The 15,002-nt window shown below is 64.0% G+C and carries 13 protein-coding genes and 1 tRNA gene; 2 read left to right on the plus strand and 12 right to left on the minus strand.

What is annotated here, in order from left to right:
- Nucleotides 1–205: 205 nt before the first annotated feature.
- The 6 genes from CJD35_RS12545 to CJD35_RS12570 form a co-directional block, all read right to left on the minus strand.
- Nucleotides 206–281: transfer RNA gene (locus CJD35_RS12545), tRNA-Lys, on the minus strand.
- A 124-nt stretch (nt 282–405) separates the two neighbouring features.
- Nucleotides 406–1,518, minus strand: a complete 1,113-nt coding sequence (gene rodA / locus CJD35_RS12550) for a rod shape-determining protein RodA (protein ID WP_095687097.1) — start codon at nt 1,516–1,518, stop codon at nt 406–408.
- Nucleotides 1,515–3,593, minus strand: a complete 2,079-nt coding sequence (gene mrdA, locus CJD35_RS12555) for a penicillin-binding protein 2 (RefSeq protein WP_026002376.1) — start codon at nt 3,591–3,593, stop codon at nt 1,515–1,517. The genes rodA and mrdA overlap by 4 nt, the downstream gene beginning before the upstream one ends.
- A complete protein-coding gene (gene mreD, locus CJD35_RS12560; RefSeq protein WP_017183093.1) occupies nt 3,590–4,117 on the minus strand; it encodes a rod shape-determining protein MreD in 528 nt (175 codons plus the stop codon). The genes mrdA and mreD overlap by 4 nt, the downstream gene beginning before the upstream one ends.
- Nucleotides 4,114–5,028 carry a rod shape-determining protein MreC gene (gene mreC / locus CJD35_RS12565; protein WP_017183094.1) on the minus strand — a complete coding sequence of 305 codons (915 nt, stop codon included), beginning with the start codon at nt 5,026–5,028 and terminating at the stop codon, nt 4,114–4,116. The genes mreD and mreC overlap by 4 nt, the downstream gene beginning before the upstream one ends.
- Before the next feature lie 30 nt (nt 5,029–5,058).
- Nucleotides 5,059–6,105, minus strand: coding sequence for a rod shape-determining protein (locus CJD35_RS12570; protein WP_017183095.1), 1,047 nt, complete (start codon nt 6,103–6,105; stop codon nt 5,059–5,061).
- A gap of 173 nt (nt 6,106–6,278) precedes the next feature.
- Here CJD35_RS12570 and mutL point away from each other — a divergent pair, with 173 nt between their 5' ends.
- On the plus strand, nt 6,279–8,063 hold the full coding sequence (gene mutL / locus CJD35_RS12575; protein WP_017183096.1) for a DNA mismatch repair endonuclease MutL: 1,785 nt from the start codon (nt 6,279–6,281) through the stop codon (nt 8,061–8,063).
- Between the two features lie 4 nt (nt 8,064–8,067).
- A complete protein-coding gene (locus CJD35_RS12580) occupies nt 8,068–8,568 on the plus strand; it encodes a hypothetical protein (RefSeq protein ID WP_017183097.1) in 501 nt (166 codons plus the stop codon).
- Between the two features lie 158 nt (nt 8,569–8,726).
- On the opposite strand, the gene CJD35_RS12585 is transcribed toward CJD35_RS12580, so the two are convergent.
- The 6 genes from CJD35_RS12585 to pth all read right to left on the minus strand — a co-directional run bounded on the left by CJD35_RS12585 (nt 8,727) and on the right by pth (nt 14,960).
- Complete coding sequence (locus CJD35_RS12585) at nt 8,727–9,194, minus strand: MaoC family dehydratase (RefSeq protein ID WP_017183658.1); 468 nt, start codon at nt 9,192–9,194, stop codon at nt 8,727–8,729.
- A gap of 50 nt (nt 9,195–9,244) precedes the next feature.
- A complete protein-coding gene (locus CJD35_RS12590; protein WP_017183659.1) occupies nt 9,245–10,795 on the minus strand; it encodes an alkaline phosphatase D family protein in 1,551 nt (516 codons plus the stop codon).
- 86 nt (nt 10,796–10,881) lie between these two features.
- Nucleotides 10,882–11,397, minus strand: a complete 516-nt coding sequence (locus CJD35_RS12595) for a DNA-deoxyinosine glycosylase (protein ID WP_037514823.1) — start codon at nt 11,395–11,397, stop codon at nt 10,882–10,884.
- A gap of 79 nt (nt 11,398–11,476) precedes the next feature.
- Entirely contained in the window at nt 11,477–12,577 is a 1,101-nt protein-coding gene (gene ychF / locus CJD35_RS12600) for a redox-regulated ATPase YchF (RefSeq protein WP_017183661.1), read from the minus strand.
- Nucleotides 12,578–12,672: 95 nt separating this feature from the next.
- On the minus strand, nt 12,673–14,301 hold the full coding sequence (locus CJD35_RS12605) for an alpha-D-glucose phosphate-specific phosphoglucomutase (protein ID WP_017183662.1): 1,629 nt from the start codon (nt 14,299–14,301) through the stop codon (nt 12,673–12,675).
- Between the two features lie 89 nt (nt 14,302–14,390).
- Nucleotides 14,391–14,960 carry an aminoacyl-tRNA hydrolase gene (pth, locus tag CJD35_RS12610; protein WP_017183663.1) on the minus strand — a complete coding sequence of 190 codons (570 nt, stop codon included), beginning with the start codon at nt 14,958–14,960 and terminating at the stop codon, nt 14,391–14,393.
- Between the last annotated feature and the right edge of the window lie 42 nt (nt 14,961–15,002).

Consider the following 15,002-nt stretch of genomic DNA (forward strand, 5'->3'; position numbering starts at 1 on the left):
CAAGCTGCCATCCCAGCGTGTGCCGCTGGCGGGAAGGTGAGCCGACTACTCGCTCAAGCTCAGTTCGACGGGGCGCAGGCCATGAACCGTTCACTGCACTGCAGCGCCGAATTAGCGCTGCTACCTAGAGAGCTACCTAGCACAAAAATGCTCTCAATAGCCCGATCTCGCAAGCTTAGTATCTGATTGACGAATAAGGGAAATGTGGTGGACGCACTAGGGCTCGAACCTAGGACCCGCTGATTAAGAGTCAGCTGCTCTACCAACTGAGCTATGCGTCCACACCGGCAATCGGGCGGTCTGGATGACCAGTGCCCGTTGGCGTGGGCGGGCAATTAGCAGCGTCATCGGGATTCGCAAACCCTAAATTGCGTTGGGTTGCAGAAATATTGCGCGGGGGCGGCTTCAGCCCCAGTTTCGGGGGTTGTTCGCGCGGCTGTTGGAGCGGTCGATCGCCATGATGATGCCCACGCACAGCATGACGGTCAGCATCGACGATCCGCCATAGGACATGAAGGGCAGGGGGATGCCCACCACCGGGGCCAGGCCCATCACCATCATCAGGTTGATGGCGACATAGAAGAAGATCGTCGTGGTCAGCCCCGCCGCGACCAGTCGGGCGAAGCGGTCGTTCGTACGCATCGCCACGCGCAGGCCCCAGCGGAACAGCAGCATGAACGCGCCGATCAGCAACAGGCCGCCAGCCATGCCCCATTCCTCCGCCATGGTGGCGAAAACGAAATCGGTATGGCCTTCGGGCAGATAGTCGAGATGGCTTTGTGATCCCTGCAGAAATCCCTTGCCCCAGATACCGCCCGAACCGATTGCGATCTTGGACTGGCTGATATGATAGCCCGCGCCCAGCGGATCGCTTTCCGGGTCCAGAAAGATGAGGACGCGCTTCTTCTGATAGTCGTGCAGGAAGCTGAAGGCGATCGGCACGATGGCAGCCACGGTCAGCCCCGATCCGATGAACAGGCGCAGCGGCAAGCCAGCCAGGAACATGACGGTCACGCCGCCAGCCAGGATCATCGTGGCGGTCCCCAGGTCCGGCTGGATCAACACCAGCGACCATGGCATGCCGATCAGCAAGAGAACGGGCCAGATCGCGTTCCAGCTGCGGATTTCGCCCACCGGCAGGCGCGCATAGAATTGCGCCACGGCCAGCACGATGACCGGCTTCATGAATTCGGATGGCTGAAGCTGCATGAAGCCCAGATTGATCCAGCGCTGGCTTCCCCCCGCAACCCCGCCGATCAACTCGACCAGAAACAGCGCCACCAGAATGGCGCCATAGGCGGGAAAGGCGAAACGCGCGAAGATTTCCAGCGGGATGCGGCTAAGGACCAGCGCCATCGCGGAAAATATGCAGAAGCGCACCGCCTGGTTGGTCGCCCAGGGGAAGATACTGCCACCCGCCGCGCTGTAGAGGACCAGCGTACCGAAAACCGCGATGGCCAGCAGCAGCGCCATGACGCGCCAGGGGAATTGAGTGATGGGCTGGGGAATGATGCTCATGGCACATCCGCCGCATTGCTGCCGGGGGGAGGAGGGGCGTCGTCCGACTCGTCGGTTGGTGGTGCCGCTGGTGCTGGCGTGGCGCTGTTGCCCGCCGCTGCTGCGTTGCTGCCATTGTCGGCGGCAGGTGGCGGGACTTCACCCTTCTCGATCGCGCGGGCCAGCCGGAACGCGCCCATTTGCCGCGCCTGCCTTTCCGATGGGGTGCCGCCCCAGCCCTTTTCCAGCGTCTCCAGCTTCTCCATCGCCTTTTTGGGATCGAACAGATAGGACAGCGTATCGCTGGCGATCATCGGCGCGTCCTCGTTACGGATCAAATGCCCGCCATGTTCGATGATGCAGGCGACCGCATAGCGCGGATTGTCGAACGGCGCGAACCCCTGGAACAGGGCATGGTCGCGCAGCTTGAACGCCAGTGAGCTGTTGCCGCGTACCCCGCCCGCGCGCTCGGCCATGGTGATGCGCCGGACCTGCGCGGTGCCGGTCTTGCCGGCGATCAGCACGCCGGGGATCGACATGCGCGCGGCCCCGCCCGTGCCGCCGCCATTGACGACTGCGCTCATCGCATCGCGGATGACGACCAGATGCTCTTCGGATGCGCCGACCAACGCAGGCTCGGGACGCTTCGCGCCGTGCAGGAAATTGGGCATGAGTTGCTTGCCGGTCGCCAGCCGCGCGGCCATCACCGCCATTTGCAGCGGATTGATCAGCATATAGCCCTGACCGATGGTGGCGTTCACCGTGTCATACACCTGCCATTTCTGGTCATATTTCTTCAGCTTCCAGGCCGGGTCGGGCACCGTGCCGTAACTTTGGCTGGGGAAGGGCAGGTCGAAACGCTGGCCCATGCCGCACCGACGCGCCATCGCCGCGATCCGGTCCATGCCGATGCGCTGGGCCATCTGGTAGAAATATATGTCGCAGCTCTGGGCGATGGCGGTCCGCATGTTGACCGCGCCATGGCCGCGCCGCTTGTGGCAGTGGAACAGCGTATTGCCGACGCGCAGCGCCCCGGAGCAACCGACCGTTTCCTGCGGCCCGATGCCCGCTTCCAGCAGCGCGAGCGCCACCATCGGCTTGACGGTCGATCCGGGGGGATAAAGCCCCTGCAACGTCTTGTTGCGCAACGGGACATGGTCATCCTGCGACAACATCGCCCATTCCATATGGCTGATGCCGTCCGAAAAACTGTTCGGATCGAAACTGGGCATCGACGCCATCGCCAGCACATCGCCATTGGCGCAATCGATGACGACGACGGAGCCGCTCTGCGTCGCCAGCCGCCGTCCGGCATATTCCTGCAATCCCGCGTCGATGGTCAGCTTGATCGAATGGCCGGGCGTATCGGGTCGGGTGGTCAGTTCCCGCACGATCTTGCCGCGCGCCGTCACCTCGACCCGCTTGGCCCCTGGCTTGCCGGTCAGATGTTCGTCAAACGCGCGTTCCAGCCCGTCCTTGCCGACCTTGAAACCCGGCGTGATCAGCAGCGGATTCTTGCGTTCCTTATATTCCTCCGCCGTCGCCGCGCCGACATAGCCCAGCAAATGACCGACTGTGGACCCGCCCGGATAATGGCGCGAAAAGCCCTGGCTGGGCGCAACGCCCGGCAGGTCGGGCAGGCGTACGCTGACGGCGGCATATTGGTCATAGGTCAGCTTGTCGGCGACCTGCACCGGGCGGAACCCGGCCGACTTGTCCAGTTCCTCGCGAATGCGATCGACCTCGTCCGGCTCCAGGCTCAGCAATTGCGCCAGATGCTTCACCGTCGCATCGGCGTCGACCACCCGCTGCGGGATCAGGTCGACGCGAAAATCGGTGCGGTTGTTGGCCAGCGGCCGACCATGGCGGTCGATGATCCAGCCCCGGCGTGGCGGAATGAGCGTCAGGTTGACGCGGTTGCTCTCCGACAGGAGCGAATATTTCTCATTCTCCGCCACGCTGATCCACGCCATTCGCGCGGCCAGCACGGCGCCAACCGCCCCCTGGAGCGCCCCCAGCACCATGGTGCGGCGGGTGAAGGTGAAGGACTGGGCGGCTTCGGTGATGATCTGGCGTTTGGAACCGGGAAATTTCATGCCATCACGCGCCAGCGGTCGATCCGCGCGCATTGCCGGACGACGAAGGGAAACAACAATATCGTCCAGAACATCTGTGGCGCGACCAACAGCAACCTCACATCGCCTCCGCCGGTGATGCGGGCAAAGAACAGCCCGCCGGCCATGCAGACTATAATGGCGAAACCGGCGATCAGCCAGTCCTGCCGGTAACTACGCCATATCATGCGATGCTCGACCGCGTCGACGCCTATCAGCATGATGGTCCACAGGAACATGGCGGAACCGATCGGCTGCCCGCTCATCATGTCGTCGAACAGGCCGAGCGGCAGGCCGATCCACGCCCGCCACAATTCCGGGCGCAGCAATCGCCAGGATAGCAGAAACAGCAGGCCAAAGGGCGGCATGACCGGCGATTGCGCGATCACCGGCAGCGCCGTGACAGACGATCCCAGCATGACGGTGATGACCGGGATTCCCGCCAGCCGAAATCGGGACGGGTTCCGCCCCAGGCGCGGCACATAATGAAGGTGCCGGTCGATCATGGCGTCGCTACATTGCCCGGCTCTGCGCCCTCCGCCGCGGCGGGGGCGCCTGGGTCGGGGCGTGTTACGACTTGTTCAAACGCGCGCTCGACCACGACCGCATCGACGCGCGATGGGTTGGCCAGCGGGAAGCCCCAGGCGATTTCACCCTGCACCCGCACGACGACAGCGACGGGAATGTTGGGCTGATATATGCCGCCAATGCCCGATGTGACCAGCAGGTCGCCCGGCTTGAACGGATTGCGCCCGGCCGACAGCGACCGGATTTCCAGCGATCCGTCGCCGGCCCCGGTCGCGATGGCGGGCACATTGTCATTCGCCCGCCGCACCGGCACGATGCTGCCGCTATCGGTCAGCAACAGGACGTCGGACGTGTTGGGCGTGGTGCTATGCACCCGTCCGATCAGCCCTTCCGTCGCGCGCACCGGCATGCCCGGCTGCACGCCCTGCCACCGCCCCGCATTCAGGCGAGCGAAGCGCCGCGCGCTGCTGGAGGAGGAACTGATCAGCCGCGCCGTCAACAACTGGCTGGCATCCTCATCGACCAGCTTGAGCAATTTCTTGAGCCGCGCATTTTCCTGCGCCACGGCCTTGGCTTCGATGATGCGATTGCGATCCGCCTCCACCTGGCGGCGCAGCGCGACATTCTGCGACCCCGCGCGCCAATAGGCGGCCAGCACTTCGTCGATGGAACTGACCCCGCTCACCATGTTTTTCAGGCCCACGGACACAGGGCGGGTCAATTCGGCGGTAACTGCGCGAATACCTGCAAACCCGGTGGGATCGAAGATCGCGACGACGATCAGCAACAGCCCGATCGCTGCGCCGGTGACCGCCACCACATAGCTGGCGAACAGGCTATATTGCGCCTTCCGGTTGTGTCCGGGGCGTCGGCTGGGTGGCCGCGCCATCTACGCGTCCCTTTCGCTCTGGCCTAACGATCAGGCGGTTTGCAATACACCCCGGAAGATCGGATCTTCCATCGCACGGCCGGTGCCGATCGCCACGCAGGTCAGCGGGTCTTCGGCGATGGTGACGGGCAGGCCGGTTTCGTCGCGCAATTCGTCGTCCAGACCATGCAGCAACGCACCGCCGCCAGTCAGGACGATGCCCTGATCGACAATGTCGGCGGCCAGTTCGGGCGCGGTATTTTCCAGCGCGATCCGCACGCCTTCCACGATCGTGCTGATCGGTTCGGCCAGGGCATCGGCAATCTGGCCCTGATTGATGCTGATTTCCTTGGGCACGCCGTTCACCAGATCGCGGCCCTTGATATGGATCGTCTCACCCACGCCGTCGGCGGGCGACTGGGCGATGCCATATTGCTTCTTGATCCGTTCCGCCGTGGCTTCGCCGATCAGCAGATTGTGATGACGACGCACGAAGGACACGATCGCTTCGTCCATCTTGTCGCCGCCCACGCGCACGCTGGTGGTATAGGCCAGGCCACGCAGCGACAGCACGGCGACTTCGGTGGTGCCGCCGCCAATGTCGACAACCATCGAACCGATCGGCTCGGTCACGGGCATGTCCGCGCCGATCGCGGCCGCCATCGGTTCCTCGATCAGGAACACCTGCCGCGCACCGGCATTGCTGGCGGCATCGCGAATGGCGCGACGCTCGACGCTGGTGGAGCCGGACGGCACGCAGATCACGATTTCAGGCGCGCGCCAGGGGCTGTGCTTGCCGCCATGCACCTTGGTGATGAAATGCTTGATCATCTGTTCGGCGACGTCGATGTCGGCGATCACGCCGTCACGCAGTGGCCGGATGGCCTCGATCGAATCCGGGGTCTTGCCCATCATCAGCTTGGCGTCGACGCCGACCGCCTTCACCCGCTTCACGCCGTTCAGCGTTTCGACCGCCACCACCGACGGCTCGTTCAATACAATGCCGCGACCGCGCACATAGACCACCGTATTGGCGGTGCCCAGGTCGATGGCCATATCCTGCGAAGTGAATTTGAAGAGACGCGAGAAGATCGACATGCCTTATCCTGTATCGCCCGCCGTCCCCGCGACGCGACTGGGGGACCGGTCGGAAAGCTGTTCCGTTCATCACTGCGCTAAATGGCTTCTGCCCTGTTCAGTTGTCCTGTGCAGTGCAAAATATTTGGCGTCGCGGGTCGCGGAAAGCGACCGATTGGGCTAGTCCCTAATCAATGTCAATACGCCGCCTGCCCGAACATCTGGTCAATCGTATCGCTGCCGGTGAAGTGGTTGAAAGACCCGCCAGCGCGCTCAAGGAAATTGTTGAAAATGCGTTGGACGCTGGCGCGACTCGCATCGCCATCCGCCTGTCGAACGGCGGACTCGACCGGATCGAGGTGAGCGACGACGGTGTCGGCATGGATTCGGTCGACATGGCGCTGGCGCTGGAACGGCACGCGACATCCAAGATGCCCGATGACGATGCCATTGAAAATGTGGCCACTCTGGGTTTCCGTGGCGAAGCGCTGCCGTCCATCGCCAGCGTCGCGCGCCTGTCGATCGACAGCCGGCGGCAGGGCGGGGAGGGCTGGAACCGCACGGTCGACAATGGGCAATTGGTGGCGGAGGGGCCAGCCGCCTTGCCCCCCGGCACCCGCGTCACCATCGAACAGCTTTTTGCCAAGGTGCCCGCCCGCCGCAAATTCCTGCGATCGGCCAAGGCAGAATATGCCGCCTGTCTCGACATCGTCCGCCGTCTCGCAATGGCACATCCCGCGGTCGCTTTCGCGCTGGAACATGACGGTCGCCGGACGCTGGGGGTGCAGGCGGGCCATGCGCGGGAGGAAAGGGTGGCTGCGCTGACGGACCGGGCGCTGGCGGACAATCATGTCATCATCAGCCTGGCACGCGAAGGCGTGCGCCTGTCGGGCGTCGCCTCCATTCCCACCTACAACCGCGGCGTGGGCGATCATCAATATCTGTTCGTCAATGGCCGCCCCGTGCGCGACCGGCTGCTCATCGGCGCGTTGCGCGGCGCCTATGCCGACATGCTGGCGCGCGATCGGCATCCGGTGGTGGCCCTGTTCCTCGACGTCCCGCCGCTCGATGTGGACGTCAATGTCCATCCCGCCAAGACGGAGGTGCGCTTCCGTGATCCCGCGATGATCCGGGGCATGATCATTTCGGGCCTGCGCCGCGCGCTCGACGAACAGGGCTTTCGCGCGGTCCAGAATGCCGATCCCGCCGCGCTGTCCGCCTGGCGCGCCGAACCCGTCTCGCCCACGCCGATCGGCGCGATGCCGATCTTTGACGCCGCGGCGGTCAGCTACAACCCGCTCGCCGCATCTTCCTTCGGCGATCGCCGTTCCAGCTTCATGACCCCGCCGCCGCAGGCGCGCGCCGAACCTGCCATGGCCCCCGCCCCGGAAGGGCAGAGCTTCCCGCTGGGCGTCGCGCGCGGCCAGGTTGCGCGCACTTACATCGTCGCGGAAGCGGAGGACGGCCTGGTCATCGTCGACCAGCACGCCGCCCATGAACGGCTGACGCTGGAACGGATGCGCCGGGCGATGGAAGGGCAGGGCGTCCAGTCGCAGGCGCTGCTGCTCCCCGAAGTCGTCGAACTGGAAGAACCCGCCTGCGACCGGCTGGAATCGCGCGCCCCCGAATTGCACGACTTCGGCCTCGACCTCGAACGCTTCGGCCCGTCCGCCATGCTGGTCCGCGCCGTACCGGCGATGCTCGGTCAGTCGGATGTCCAGGGCCTCGTCAAGGATCTGGCCGACGATCTCGCCGCCTATGACAGCGCCCTGTCGCTGAAGGAACGGCTGGATCTCGTCGCCGCGACCATGGCCTGCCACGGATCAGTCCGCGCAGGCCGGGTGCTCAGCGTCGCGGAAATGAACGCCCTGCTGCGCGAAATGGAAGTCACGCCACGCTCTGGCCAGTGCAACCATGGCCGCCCGACCTGGGTGAAGCTGGGCCATGGCGACATAGAAAAATTGTTCGGAAGGAAGTGATCTAATGACGATCCTCGCCGCCTTGCTGCTTGCCGCAGCCCCGGTTGCCGCCACGCAATGCACAGCACCCGCACCATTGGCCGAACCCTGGACCAGTTGGACCCAGAGCGGACGGGCAAAGGCGGGCGTTCAGGCTCATGGCGCACCCGCGCTGATCCTGGGAAAGCCGGTCACCGCCACGCTGACGCCCGCCGCCCATGTTCAATTCGCCGCGCCGCCGGGCAAAGGGGCGAAAGATGGGCATGGCGGTCTCTTCACCCTGTCGCTCAAGCAGGCGGCGCGGGTCGGGATCGCACTAGATGGCCCGGCCTGGGTTGACGTCATCACCGGCACGCAGGCGATGGCCTCGGTCGAACATGGTCATGGCCCGGACTGTTCGGGCATCCGCAAGATCGTGTGGTTCGATCTCCCCGCCGGTCGGCATCTGGTGCAGATTGCGGGGTCGAAAGCCGCCGATGTGCGGGTGATGGCGGCCGACGCGCTGGCCAACCAGCCGGTCGGATAGCGTTACAAAATCCTCCCCTGCAAGGGGAGGGGGACCGTTCGCGAAGCGAATGGTGGAGGGGTGTCGCCCTATCGATAGGGAGGCACCCCTCCGTCTGGCCTGCGGCCCGACACCTCCCCTTAAAGGGGAGGATCAAGAGGTGCGCACCTCCCCCAAAATCAAACCGGCCGCGTCCGCCACAATGCAATCGGGATCATGGTCAGCACCGCGTCGTCATCCTGATTGAGGATCGTCACCTTGCTGTGAACGATGCCCATTTCCGGGCGGCTTTGCGACGCCTTCTTGGCAATCACCTCGCTGGTGCCGCGCAGCGTGTCGCCGGGCCGCACCGGGCGCAGCCAGCGAAGCTCGTCGACGCCCATCGCGCCCAGACTCGCCGCCTGCCGCCCCGGATCGCGCTGCATCTCGGTCACAAACATCTTCATGAACAGGGCGGTGGTGTGCCATCCGCTGGCCGACAGCGTGCCGAAATGGGTGGCAGCGGCTGCCTCGTCGGACAGATGAAAGGGCTGGGCGTCAAACTCGGCGGCGAAGGCGATCGTCTCCTCCCGGCTCACCGTCCGAGGACCAAAGGCGATGCTATCGCCCACCGCAATATCCTCGAAATAGACTGTCGCGTCCGCCATGATATTTCCTTTCATGACGGACCTAATGCGAACTTACGTTTACGTCAATGTCAACTAATTTGGAGGGAAGGCTGGCCGCGCGGCACCGTCATGGTCGCGCGCGTGCTGATCGCGCCGCCCGGCGTGGATACCTGATCCACCACCCGCGCCTTCGTCGTCCAGGCATCGGGCGTCACTTCGCACACCAGATAGCCGCGCTGGTCGTTGATGAATTTCAGCTCCGGATTGTTCTTCAGCATCATGTCGCTGCCGGTCCGCAGATCGGACCCGTTGCCGCCCGACGAGATGGAGGTCGACACAAATTCCACCGCCACGGTCTTGTCGCCATTGTCGAGCAGCCCGGCGAAATTCTGGTGCTCATCCCCGGTCAGCACGATCACATTGTCCAGCCCGCGCATCTTGGCCAGCAAGCGGTTGCGCGGCACGCTATAGCCGGCCCAACTGTCGATATTATAGATTTTCGCCTTCTCGTCGGCATAGCGGCGCCGGTCGAGCGACATCATCATCACCTGCTGCGCCAGGCAATTCCATTTGGTCCGCCCGCGCTTCAGATTATCGACCAGCCAGCTTTCCTCCTGCGCCGAAATGACGGTCGCCTTGCTGTCGTCAATGCCGGGGCAATAGGGTTTGAACCCGTCGTTGCACGGCTGGTCGCTGCGGAAGGAGCGGGTGTCCAGAAAGTCGATCGACAGCAGGTCGCCAAAGCGCGCCTCGCGATACATGTTGGTGATGATGCCGTCGCGCGGCAGCATCGCGGCGCGCACCGGCATATATTCATACCATACTTGCAACCCGGCCTGACGGCGCAGGCGGAAAATCTCCGGCGGCACATCCTTCCAGTCATGGTCGCCGACCCAGTTATTTTCGACCTCATGATCGTCGAAGGTCGAAAACCATGTGTGGTTCGCGCGCGCGGCCTGCAGGTCATAGTCGCTCAGATATTGCGCATAGCGCAGCCGGTAATCGGCCACGTCGAAACAATCCTGGCCGATATGATGGCGGACCTGATCCTCCGGCAACCCGTCCTTGTCATAATCGGGGCCGCGCTGTTTATATTCGTAGATGAAATCGCCATAGTGAAAGACGAAATTCAGGTCATCCTCGCGCGCCAGATGGCGGAACGCAGTGAACAGCCCATCCTCATAATTCTGGCAGCCCGCGACCCCGAATTTCAGGCTGGCAAGACTGGCCAACGCCAGCGGCAAAGTGCGCGCCCGCCCGCGCGACGACTGGTCGCTGCCCAGGGCAAAACGATACCAATAGGGCCGGTCGGGTTGCAAGCCCGTCACCTCGACATGGACGCTATGGCCCAGTTCTGGCCGTGCCGTCGCCTCGCCCGAAGCCACGATGGTCTTGAACCTGTCGTCGCTCGCCACTTCCCATTTCACCGGCAGCGGCACCATCGGCATGCCGCCATGCGGCTCGAACGGCTTGGGGGCCAGCTTGGTCCAGATGACGAAACCGTCCGCCGCCGGATCGCCCGACGTGACGCCCAGGGCAAAGGGGTAGCCCGCAAACCAGCTTTGCGCCTTCAACAATGCGGGCGCGCCGATCAGCGGCGCCGTCGTGGCAACGGTCAGTAACTGGCGACGGGAAAACATGGCGGCGACTTTCTGTATGGCTGTTTTACGACTGTGTCTTAGCCTGCTGCCCTAGCTTCGCAATATGACAGATCGACGCAAGCACGTCAGACGATCCACGCGCGCAAGACCCGCCACCGCTCCGCCTTCTGCGTGCGCGACAACGTGGCATGCGCGCCGCTGGAGGAGGGGAGGTCGATCAGCGTCAGGTCGTCCCGCCCCGCCAATTGCCGTCGTCCATGCACCGCCGCCGTCCTGCCGTTGAACGCGACCGCCTGCAACGCGGGCAGGGCCGCAACGAATTGGCCCAGATCGCGAAGCTGCGCATCGCTGATCGCGCTGTCCAGACTGCCGGGCCGGGTCGCGCTGGCGATCACGTCCCACAACCCCACGCCCCGCACCCTTAAACGCTCCAGCCGCAGTGCATAGGGCTGCCCGACCAATGCCTCGTCCAGCACATCGCCGATCAGCGCCCAGAACGCATTGCCCGAATGCGCATAATATTCCTGCCGCGCGATCGACACATCGCCGGGCAGGCTGCCCAGGATCAGCAGCCGGGTGTCGGCATCGACGCTGGGCGGGAGGGCTGCCTTGCGCTGGATCGCATCCTCCAAAGCCGTCATGCCAGCGAAGGCTGGCATCTCAGGCGTTAGTGCGCTGCCTCACGAGGCCCCAGCCTGCGCTGGGGCGACGTTGGGGTTTCTACACGTTAAACCGGAACAGCATGATGTCGCCGTCCTGCGTCACATAGTCCTTGCCTTCGGACCGCCACTTGCCTGCTTCCTTGGCACCCGCCTCGCCATTGAACTGGACATAGTCGGCATAGGCCATGGTTTCGGCGCGGATGAAGCCCTTTTCGAAATCTGTATGGATCGCGCCAGCCGCCTGCGGGGCTTTCGACCCCTTGTGCACGGTCCAGGCACGCGCTTCCTTCGGTCCCACGGTGAAGAAGGTGATGAGGCCCAGCAACTCATAGCCCGCCCGGATGATCCGTGCGAGGCCCGCTTCGGTCAGCCCCAGGGCTTCCAGATATTCGCCGCGTTCCTCGACCGGCATGGTGACCAGTTCGGCCTCGATCGCTGCCGATACGATGACCGCGCTGGCATTTTCCGCCGCCGCCTTTTCGAACACCCGTGCGGAATGGGCATTGCCCTGCGCCGCCGCGCCTTCCTCGACATTGCAGACATAGAGGACGGGCTTGGCCGTCAGCAGTTGCGCCTGCGCGAACAGGCGTGCTTCTTCGTCATCGCGCGGCTGGGTCAGGCGCGCAGGCTTGCCATCGCGCAGCAATTCCAGCGTCTGCCCCAGCACGGAAGCGGCGGCCTTCGCCTCCTTGTCGCCCTGCGCGCCCTTCTTCAGCAGATTGGGCACGCGCTTTTCCAGGCTTTCCAGATCGGCCAGCATCAATTCCGTCTCGACCGTCTCGGCGTCGGCGATCGGGTCGACCTTGCCCTCGACATGGGTGATGTCGTCATCCTCGAAACAGCGCAGCACATGGACGATGGCGTCGGTTTCGCGGATATTGGCCAGGAACTGGTTGCCCAGCCCTTCGCCCTTGGACGCGCCCCGCACCAAGCCGGCAATGTCGACAAACGCCAGCTGCGTCTCGATGATCTTCTGCGACCCGCCAATCTTCGCGATCGTCTCCAGCCGGGGGTCCGGCACAGCCACGCGCCCCTCGTTAGGTTCGATCGTGCAGAAGGGATAATTCGCCGCCTGCGCCGCCTGCGTTTCGGTCAGCGCATTGAACAGGGTGGACTTGCCCACATTGGGAAGCCCGACGATACCGCAACGAAAACCCATTTGACTGCCTTCACTTCAAATCCGATGGCGCGCCCGATAGCGGTTTCGCCGTGCATTGGCCAGCCTTTGCCCCATCGGCGACAATATCGGGCCGATCAGGTGATGACGCTCGGCGCGTCCATGCCGGTATAGCCGCGAATGTCGGCCAGTTCCTGCGCGGCGGCGACCAGCGGGGCCAGCGCGTCCCCCGTCGCCAGATTGAGGTCGCCATCGGGCGCCATGTACCGCTCGATATAGACGCGCAGCGTCGCCCCCTGCGTGCCGGTGCCCGACAGGCGGAACACGACCCGCGATCCATCCTCGAACAATATACGCACGCCCTGATTGCGGCTCACCGATCCGTCGGTCGGGTCGGTATAGGCAAAATCATCCGCCGCGCTGATCGTCCCGCCGCTGTTGCCCGTTCCCGCCAGACTGTCGATCTTGCCGCGCAGCGCCGCCATGAGCGCATCAGCCCGGTCGGTGGCGATGGCCTCATAATCATGCCGGGCATAATAGTTGCGGCCATAGGTCGCCCAATGATCGGCCATGATCGCCGCCACGCTCTGCTGGCGCGCCGCGACGATGTTCAGCCATAGCAGCACCGCCCAGATGCCGTCCTTTTCGCGTACATGGTCGGACCCGGTGCCAGCGCTTTCCTCGCCGCAGATGGTCGCCATGCCTGCGTCGAGCAGATTGCCGAAGAATTTCCAGCCGGTCGGCGTTTCGTAGAGCGCAACGCCCAGTTTCTCCGCCACCCGGTCGGCCGCGCCGCTGGTCGGCATCGACCGCGCAATGCCCTTGAGCCCCGCCTTGTAACCGGGCGCGAGATGCGCGTTCGCGGCCAGCACCGCCAGCGAATCCGACGGCGTCACATAGCAATGCCGTCCGATGATCAGGTTGCGGTCACCATCGCCGTCTGATGCCGCGCCGAAATCGGGCGCGTCGACGGCCATCATCTTGTCGTAAAGCTCTTTGGCATGGACCAGATTGGGGTCGGGATGGTGATGGCCGAAATCGGGCAGGGGGGTGCCGTTCATCACCGTGCCCACGGGCGCGCCCAGCCGCCGCTCGAATATCTCGACCGCATAGGGTCCGGTCACCGCGCTCATGGAATCGAATGCCAGCGTGAACCCGCCCGCGATCATCGCCCGGATCGCGCCGAAATCGAACAATTGCTCCATCAGGTCGGCATAGCCCGTGACCGGATCGACCACCTCGACCAGCATGTCGCCCATCCGGCTCGTGCCGATATGGTCCAGATCGACGTCGGCGGCGTCCAATATGCGATACTGGTCGATCGTCAGCGTGCGCGCATGGATCGCATCGGTCACCTTCTCCGGCGCCGGGCCACCATTGCCGACATTATATTTGATCCCGAAATCCTCGTCCGGTCCGCCCGGATTGTGGCTGGCCGACAGCACCAGCCCACCAAAAGCGCCCGACGCGCGGATCAGGTGCGACGCGGCTGGCGTCGACAAAATGCCGCCCTGACCCACCAGCACCCGGCCAAATCCGTTGGCCGCCGCCATTTTCAGGACGATCTGGATGACCTCGCGATTGAGATAGCGTCCGTCGCCACCCACCACCAGCGTCTGCCCGGCAAAGCCCTCCAGGCTGTCGAACACGGACTGGACGAAATTTTCGGCATAATGGGGCTGGGCAAAGACCTTCACCTTTTTGCGCAGGCCCGACGTTCCCGGCTTCTGATCGTTGAACGGCGTGGTCGAAACTGTCTGAATCACCCGGTAACCCCCTGCAAGACGCAATGTCCCGCGCCCTTATGGCCCGGCGTTGTGACAATTCGCAATGCAGTTATTGCCTGCCCGTCCGCTCAATCCGCCAGCCGCAGCGCGACTTCGTTCATGAACCGCGCATCGTCATTCTTCGCCAGCCATTCCGCTTCCGCGCCGATCGCGCCCAGCATGTCGGCCAGTGCGTCGCTCTCGCTCTTGTGATAATTGCCCAGCACATAGTCATGCACCCGGTCCTTGTGCCCCGGATGACCGATGCCGATCCGCACCCGGCGGAAATCCGCGCCGATATGCGCGTCGGTCGATCGCAGGCCGTTATGCCCGGCATTGCCGCCGCCGCGCTTCACCTTCACCTTCATCGGCGCCAGGTCCAGTTCGTCGTGAAAGACGGTCACGTCCTGCGGCGTCAGCTTGTAGAAGCGCATAGCATCGCCAACCGCCCGCCCGCTTTCATTCATGAATGTCGCGGGTTTCAGCAGCAGTATCTTCTCCGGCCCGATCCGCCCTTCCTGGGTCCAGCCCTGGAACTGCTTGCGGGGCGGGGAGAAGCGATACAGGTCCGCGATCAGGTCTGCGACCATGAAGCCGACATTATGCCGGTGCATCGCATATTGCGCGCCCGGATTGCCCAGGCCCACCCAGATTTGCATCGTCCCTTGCTCCTTCACGACAAAACCCCGTTCGCCCTGAGC

Origin of the sequence: Sphingobium xenophagum, from assembly GCF_002288285.1 — a bacterium.
GTDB lineage: Bacteria > Pseudomonadota > Alphaproteobacteria > Sphingomonadales > Sphingomonadaceae > Sphingobium > Sphingobium xenophagum.

What these genes read in the sequence shown, in the direction of transcription:
- rodA (WP_095687097.1), bottom strand. Translation starts at nt 1,518, where the DNA reads ATGAGCATCATTCCCCAGCCCATCACTCAATTCCCCTGGCGCGTCATG.
- mrdA (WP_026002376.1), bottom strand. Translation starts at nt 3,593, where the DNA reads ATGAAATTTCCCGGTTCCAAACGCCAGATCATCACCGAAGCCGCCCAG.
- mreD (WP_017183093.1), bottom strand. Translation starts at nt 4,117, where the DNA reads ATGATCGACCGGCACCTTCATTATGTGCCGCGCCTGGGGCGGAACCCG.
- mreC (WP_017183094.1), bottom strand. Translation starts at nt 5,028, where the DNA reads ATGGCGCGGCCACCCAGCCGACGCCCCGGACACAACCGGAAGGCGCAA.
- CJD35_RS12570 (WP_017183095.1), bottom strand. Translation starts at nt 6,105, where the DNA reads ATGTCGATCTTCTCGCGTCTCTTCAAATTCACTTCGCAGGATATGGCC.
- mutL (WP_017183096.1), top strand. Translation starts at nt 6,279, where the DNA reads ATGTCAATACGCCGCCTGCCCGAACATCTGGTCAATCGTATCGCTGCC.
- CJD35_RS12580 (WP_017183097.1), top strand. Translation starts at nt 8,068, where the DNA reads ATGACGATCCTCGCCGCCTTGCTGCTTGCCGCAGCCCCGGTTGCCGCC.
- CJD35_RS12585 (WP_017183658.1), bottom strand. Translation starts at nt 9,194, where the DNA reads ATGGCGGACGCGACAGTCTATTTCGAGGATATTGCGGTGGGCGATAGC.
- CJD35_RS12590 (WP_017183659.1), bottom strand. Translation starts at nt 10,795, where the DNA reads ATGTTTTCCCGTCGCCAGTTACTGACCGTTGCCACGACGGCGCCGCTG.
- CJD35_RS12595 (WP_037514823.1), bottom strand. Translation starts at nt 11,397, where the DNA reads ATGACGGCTTTGGAGGATGCGATCCAGCGCAAGGCAGCCCTCCCGCCC.
- ychF (WP_017183661.1), bottom strand. Translation starts at nt 12,577, where the DNA reads ATGGGTTTTCGTTGCGGTATCGTCGGGCTTCCCAATGTGGGCAAGTCC.
- pth (WP_017183663.1), bottom strand. Translation starts at nt 14,960, where the DNA reads ATGCAAATCTGGGTGGGCCTGGGCAATCCGGGCGCGCAATATGCGATG.